The sequence below is a fragment of the Butyrivibrio sp. genome, from assembly GCF_024699075.1.
Window position 1 is genome coordinate 1 of the sequence record NZ_JAILQF010000373.1, and the last position, 6972, is coordinate 6972.

Consider the following 6972-nt stretch of genomic DNA (forward strand, 5'->3'; position numbering starts at 1 on the left):
CCTGCAGGGATGTGGTTATCAACCATAAGAAGGTGAAGCTCTTCGTCTTCTGAATCCTTCTTGTTATTTACTGCAGAAAGAAGCATACCGCATGATTCAATTCCCATCATGGCTCTTGGTGGAAGATTTGTAATAGCTACAAGTGTCTTGCCAACAAGTTCTTCAGGTTCATAATATGCATGAATTCCTGAAAGGATAGTTCTATCTGTGCCTGTTCCATCATCAAGTGTGAACTGAAGGAGCTTCTTGGACTTAGGAACTGCTACGCAGGCCTTAACCTTAACAGCTCTAAAGTCCGACTTTGAGAATGTCTCGAAGTCAACGTTCTCTTCGAATAAAGGCTCGATCTTAACATTAGAGAAGTCGATCTTGTTGTTAGGAGTGAAGAATCCTGTAGATTCTGCCTCAGCTTCAGATGACTTTCTTGCATTTGGATCAAGTGACTTAAGTGCAGGCCAAAGGAGTACATCACGGATACTTGGTGCATTTGTAAGGAGCATGCAAAGTCTGTCTATACCATATCCAATACCACCTGTTGGAGGCATACCGATCTCCATAGCATTAAGGAAGTCTTCATCTGTATGGTTAGCTTCTTCATCACCTGCTTCTGCAAGTGCATCCTGTGCCTTGAAACGCTCTCTCTGATCGATAGGATCATTGAGCTCTGAGTATGCGTTACACATCTCCCATCCATTGATGTAAAGCTCGAAACGCTCAACCTTGGAAGGATCAGAAGGCTTTCTCTTTGTAAGAGGTGAGATCTCAACAGGGTGATCCATGATGAATGTAGGCTGAATCATCTTGTCTTCGCAGAACTCTTCGAAGAAGAGGTTTAAGATATCACCCTTTGTATCGTGACCTGCCTCGATCTCAAGACCTTTTTCCTTCGCAAGAGCTACTGCAGCATCTGCGGACTCGATAGTCTCAAAATCAACACCTGCATATTCTTTAACAGCATCTGACATTGTAAGTCTCTTAAAAGGCTTACCAAGGTCAATAACCTTGTCGCCATATGTAATCTGAGTTGTACCACATACAGTCTCGGCAAGATATCTGAACATGGACTCTGTAAGTTCCATCATTCCTTCATAATCTGTATATGCCTGATAGAGCTCCATAAGTGTAAACTCAGGATTGTGACGAGGATCTGTTCCTTCATTACGGAATACACGGCCGATCTCGTATACTCTTTCCATTCCACCTACGATAAGTCTCTTAAGATAAAGCTCAAGAGAGATACGAAGCTTTCTGTCTTCTCCAAGTGCATTGTAGTGTGTTATGAAAGGTCTTGCTGCAGCACCACCTGCGTTCTCAACAAGCATAGGTGTTTCAACTTCCATGAAATCACGGCCTGATAAGAAGTTACGGATCTCACGAAGGATTGCAGACCTTTTCTTGAATGTCTCCTTAACGTCTTCATTCATTACAAGGTCAACGTATCTCTGTCTATATCTTGTCTCTGTATCTGTAAGTCCATGGAACTTCTCAGGAAGTGGCATAAGGGACTTTGAAAGAAGGGTAAGCTCAAATGCATGAACTGAAAGTTCACCTGTCTTGGTCTTAAATACAAATCCCTTGATTCCTACGATATCACCGATGTCCATACGCTTGAACTCTGCATATGCTTCATCACCAAGATCATTACGTGATACATATACCTGCATACGTCCGTCTCTGTCCTGAACATTACAAAATGATGCCTTACCCATTACACGCTTGGACATCATACGACCAGCGATAGATACGATCTTGTCTGCAGGAACTGACTCTCTTGAAGGAGTAATTGTCCTTCCATCTTCTCCTACTTCAAGAACTGTTTCAAACTTTTCTACGTTATCACGAATTTCCTTAGTGTGATGTGTCTGATCATATTTTACTATCTGAAAAGGATCCTTACCGGCATCCTGTAATTCCTTGAGCTTATCACGTCTTACCTGACGAAGTCTTCCAACGTCCTGCTCTTCTGCGGGTGCAGCACCCTTGTTCTGCTGATTGTTATCTGCCATTTCTTACCTCACTTACGAGACTTGTATTCAGTACCTGCCTGCAGAGCTCGTATTACAGGAGTACTTCACGCAACAAAAGTCCTGTGCATAACACAGGACTTTAATTTGAGTCATACACTATTATTAGCCGATGTCCCCGGCCTCTTACAAGTTAAAACTTAAGCGATCTGTGGACGCTCGATCTCAAGAACCTTGAATTTGAGAACGCCAACCTGAGTCTCAACCTTAACTGTCTGGTTCTTCTTAGCTCCAATAAGAGCCTTACCAACAGGAGACTCGTTAGAGATCTTGCCCTTAAGAGAATCTGCTTCTGAAGATCCTACGATCTTATATACAACTTCCTCATCAAGCTCTATATCTTTAACTTTAACTTTGCAACCGATGGAGATCTTATCAAGATCAACTTCTTCTTCAACTACTACTTCTGCATTTTTGAGAATCTTCTCAAGCTCTTCGATTCTTGCTTCGATATCACGCTGCTCATCTTTAGCTGCATCATACTCAGCGTTCTCAGAAAGGTCACCCTGTTCACGAGCTTCTTTTATCTTCTCTGCAACTTCTTTTCTTTTAACGACCTTAAGGTTCTCGAGTTCGTCCTCGTACTTCTTCAGGCCTTCATAAGTTAAAATCTTCTTCTCATCCATGGTCTGCTTGTGCCTCCTAAAATCTTTATTTAAAACATTATTTTAGTCAAATTTCGTATAAGTAGAATATAACTCGTATATTCTACAATAATAAATTTTAAAACGCAATAGGATATTTCCTAATTCTTACAACTGTCCTATTATTATTCCGCCAAAAAGACTTCTCTGCAAGCCTTTTTGAGGCTATCCATATCTTCCATGGAATTAACAGCATCTCTAAGCCTTGCAGAATTCGGATATCCTGCAGTGTACCAGGAGACATGCTTTCTCATCTCTCTGATACCTATATATTCGCCCTTATATTTAAGCTGAAGGTCGGCATGCCTTATTATCATGTCGTATACTTCTTTGGAAGAAGGACGATCCGGTATGTCTTCTCCCTTAAGTCCTGCTGCGATCTCTCTGAATATCCAGGGATTACCCTGAGCAGCTCTTGCCACCATAACGCCGTCGCATCCGGTCTCATCAATCATCTTCTTTGCAGATTCGCTATCTACAACGTCTCCATTACCTATAACCGGAATGGATAAAGCCTCTTTGACTTTTGCAATAATAGTCCAGTCAGCCTTGCCGCTATAATACTGCTGCCTTGTACGCCCATGAACTGCAACTGCAGCAGCTCCACCCGCTTGTGCAGCAAGGGCACATTCTACAGCGTTAACACTTTCTTCGGTAAAGCCTTTGCGAATCTTAACTGTCACAGGACGATCTGTACTGTTTTTGGCACTTCTTACAAGCTCTTCTATTAAAGAAGGATCATTCATAAGAGCTGACCCTTCGCCGTTAGATACAACCTTGGGAACAGGACATCCCATATTGATATCAAGAATATCAAAGGGCCTGTCATTGATCATCTCAACTGCCTTTGCCATAGTATCAGGTTCTGATCCAAAGAGCTGGAGCGATACGGGATGCTCACCCTCATGTATCTCCATAAGGTCACCTGTCTTTTTGTTCTTATAGGTTATGGCCTTACCAGATACCATCTCCATGCATACAAGCCCTGCACCCTGCTCATGGCACAGCAAACGAAATGGCAGGTCTGATACACCTGCCATAGGGCCTAAGATTATATTGTTAGGAATAGTAACGCTGCCAATCTGCAGCTCATGATAATATTGCATTTTCAACCTCATGGTTCGACTGAAAGGAGAACCTAATGGTTCGATATTTATGGAACTTGTTCCATAAATTCGTGGAGTAAATCTTTGATTTACTCCTCCCCTCATGTCGCGAGTGAAGCGAGTGACTAATGGTTCGATATTGATGGAACTCTGTTCCATCAATTCGTGGAGTAAATCTCTGATTTACTCCTCCCCTCATGGTTCGATATTTATGGAACTTTGTTCCATAAATTCGCGGAGTTGATCAAAGATCAACTCCTTTAGTCCTCATCATCTGTTTCATCTTCGCTTAAAAGCTCTGATATATCATGGTGGAGAACAATTACCTTGTAATATGTTTCAAGAGCCTTGAAAAGATCCTGGCGCTGTCTTCTAATTTCTCCAATTAAAAGGCCTGCACTTACTTCATCATAAGTGATATCCTCTTCATCTGCATTGGTCTCCATAGTGATAGTTCCATCTTCTTCAAACTCTATAGTAAAGACTCCTCCTGCATTTTGAGTATACAGAACACAGATTATACGAAGCTCCTTCTGGATACTCTCCGGAACTCTCTTAAAAAGAGGATTGTAGTAATACTTTTCCTCATAAGCATTGGCACCGCAAAGAACGATTCTTCCGCTTGAAGATACAGAACCAAGCATTCCATCTTCAGTAACAATATCAATCGACTGAACCTCTTCACCCGTTTCTGCATTTACAACCTTACCGGTTTCCTTATTGATTATAAGATGCTGAGGCTTTCTCTTCTGACCTTCAAGAGTCTGAGAATGAATCTCTTCATCTATAGATTCAGGAGTTGCTCCTTCAAAATTTTCATCCATATCTTCATTATTATTTATATTATTATCTTTATTCATCATATTAACCTCATGGTTCGACTGAAAGGAGAACCTAATGTAGGAGTAAATCTTTGATTTACTCCTACCCTCATGGTTCGACTGAAAGGAGAACCTAATGGTTCATTCACTCTTATCTTCATAAGCGCTTTCCTTAGGCTGAACTTTTCTGTTCTTTTCATAAAGAATTCTAAGTCCTTCAAGTGTAAGCGCCGGATCATATACGTCTATCTCCGGAATATCATCAACCAGCATTCTTCCAAGTCCGCCTGTAGCTACAACTTTCATGTTGCTAAGACCAGACTCTTCTTTCATGCGGCTTATTATATACTTGGTCTGACCGATTTGTCCATACATAAGTCCAGCCTGCATACTTGAAATAGTCTCCTTGGCAAGTATTGATGCGGGTTTTCTGATCTCGATCTCAGGGAGCTTTGCTGTATCCTGCCATAAAGCCTTGGCAGAAATTCTGATACCAGGAGATATAACACCTGTAAAGAATTCGCCCTTTTCATTTATGATCTCGTAAGTTGTAGCTGTTCCAAAATCTATGACCATTACAGGACCGCCATAAAGTTCAAAGCCGGCAACAGCATCTACAATAAGGTCTGGGCCTATCTCCTTGGGGTTTTCAGTTGTGATCTTTATACCCGTCTTGATTCCAGGACCTACTATATAAGGCCTTATTCCAAGGTACTTGATAAGTGCAGATACAAATGCATGCATAACCTTCGGCACAACGCTGGCAACTATTATTCCTTCAATATCTTCTTTATTGATTCCGTTAGCGCCAAGCATTGCGATAAGCTCAATTCCGTATTCATCAGAAGTATGCGAATTCTGAGACATCATGCGAAAGGTTGCTTTCTGCTCTTTTCCCTCAAAAACTCCATATGTAAAATTTGTATTTCCTATATCAACTACAAGGACCAGTTTTTTGTTCATTTCACTCTCCTTTTACAAACGCAGTGTAATAATGCACCACTTATCAAAAATGTTAAATTATGCCAAAAAAATTTGACCTCCACAACAAACAGGCATCAACATCATACATACCCATACAGTCCGCGGACAGATACTTCTCCTGCATTTATAATAACTCTTTGTCCATCCTCTTTGTCTACTATAAGTTCACCTGTATCTGTTATTCCAAGCGCCGTCCCCTGATACTCACCCTTTGGATCAATGACCCTGACTGATTCTCCTTTATTAAGAAGATGAGCTTCATAGCTATCCTTAAGGGACCTTAGATTCTCATTTTCCAAAAAGAGTTCATAATCCTTCTCAAAAGCGTTCATGACCTTAGCAATAACTTCATTCCTATCATACTCTATACCAGTCTGTGTGAAAAGAGATCCGGCCATATCAGCAATCTCCGGCGCAAAAACCTCCTGGTTGACATTGATCCCTACACCTATAACAACGTCACATCTTCCATCATGAAGATACATCTCAGTAAGGATCCCGCAAAGCTTATGCTTATCAAGAACTATATCATTGGGCCACTTGATACCAACCTTATGCCCGCATACCTCTTCTATCCCCTGAGCAAGAGCAAGCCCCATTACTATAGTAAGTTCAGGTGCCTTGGCAGGTGGAAACTCAGGATGCAAAAGAAGACTCATTGCTATATTCTTCTCCTTAGGAGTATGCCAGTATCTGCCATTTCTCCCCCGCCCCTTTGTCTGCATATCAGCAACTATAAGCGTTCCATGAGCCTGTCCATTCTGCCCGGCCTCTTTGGCATCATCATTGGTCGAACCGGTTTCTTTTTTCACATAAAGATTCTGTCCAGCCCACTTTGTAGTAAGCATAGATCTGATCCTATCTTCTGTCATTTCCTGCATGTAAAAACCTCTTTATATCAACTTAAACTTCGCACTTTAATTGTAGTACATGGATGTACTTCTATATCCCCAGTTACAGGAGGTAACCGGGATATTCTCAGAAGTACATGGATGTACTTCTATATCCGACTGTTACAGGATGTAACTGGATATGTTTAGAAGTACATGGATGTACTTCTATATCCCTTTAAATTATACGCAAAAATCCCCTATAAGCAACTTAGCTTACAGGGGACAACTTATATTTCTAATTAAACTGCTCAAAAATCTCAAATCGTCGCGTACATAACCGCTTTTATCGTGTGCATTCTGTTTTCGGCTTCCTGGAATACCAGTGACTGCTCTGATTCGAACACTTCATCTGTAACTTCCATCTCATCAAGTCCGTATTTGTCCTTGATCTTCTGACCCATCTTGGTATTAAGGTCGTGATATGAAGGAAGACAGTGCATAAATACCGCCTTATCACCTGCATTAGCCATAACCTTGCTGTTAACAGCATAAGGAGATAA

The 6972-nt window shown here is 41.3% G+C and carries 6 protein-coding genes and 1 pseudogene; all 7 read right to left on the reverse strand.

Annotated features, from left to right (window positions below):
- The coding region (gene lysS, locus K6G87_RS15015; protein ID WP_296839015.1) for a lysine--tRNA ligase at positions 1-2006 on the reverse strand (2006 nt) is incomplete at its 3' end.
- 158 nt (positions 2007-2164) lie between these two features.
- Positions 2165-2650, reverse strand: a complete 486-nt coding sequence (gene greA, locus K6G87_RS15020; protein WP_296839018.1) for a transcription elongation factor GreA — start codon at positions 2648-2650, stop codon at positions 2165-2167.
- A 143-nt stretch (positions 2651-2793) separates the two neighbouring features.
- Complete coding sequence (gene dusB / locus K6G87_RS15025) at positions 2794-3774, reverse strand: tRNA dihydrouridine synthase DusB (RefSeq protein ID WP_296839020.1); 981 nt, start codon at positions 3772-3774, stop codon at positions 2794-2796.
- Between the two features lie 260 nt (positions 3775-4034).
- Positions 4035-4637, reverse strand: a complete 603-nt coding sequence (locus K6G87_RS15030) for a DUF6145 family protein (protein ID WP_296839024.1) — start codon at positions 4635-4637, stop codon at positions 4035-4037.
- Positions 4638-4736: 99 nt separating this feature from the next.
- Complete coding sequence (locus K6G87_RS15035) at positions 4737-5546, reverse strand: type III pantothenate kinase (protein ID WP_296839031.1); 810 nt, start codon at positions 5544-5546, stop codon at positions 4737-4739.
- A 113-nt stretch (positions 5547-5659) separates the two neighbouring features.
- Positions 5660-6460: a biotin--[acetyl-CoA-carboxylase] ligase gene (locus K6G87_RS15040; protein WP_296839027.1), complete on the reverse strand. Its 801-nt coding sequence runs from the start codon at positions 6458-6460 to the stop codon at positions 5660-5662.
- Positions 6461-6729: 269 nt separating this feature from the next.
- Positions 6730-6972, reverse strand: a pseudogene (locus K6G87_RS15045) (ornithine carbamoyltransferase); the annotation flags it as partial.

What these genes read in the sequence shown, in the direction of transcription:
- greA (WP_296839018.1), bottom strand. Translation starts at nt 2,650, where the DNA reads ATGGATGAGAAGAAGATTTTAACTTATGAAGGCCTGAAGAAGTACGAG.
- dusB (WP_296839020.1), bottom strand. Translation starts at nt 3,774, where the DNA reads ATGCAATATTATCATGAGCTGCAGATTGGCAGCGTTACTATTCCTAAC.
- K6G87_RS15030 (WP_296839024.1), bottom strand. Translation starts at nt 4,637, where the DNA reads ATGATGAATAAAGATAATAATATAAATAATAATGAAGATATGGATGAA.
- K6G87_RS15040 (WP_296839027.1), bottom strand. Translation starts at nt 6,460, where the DNA reads ATGCAGGAAATGACAGAAGATAGGATCAGATCTATGCTTACTACAAAG.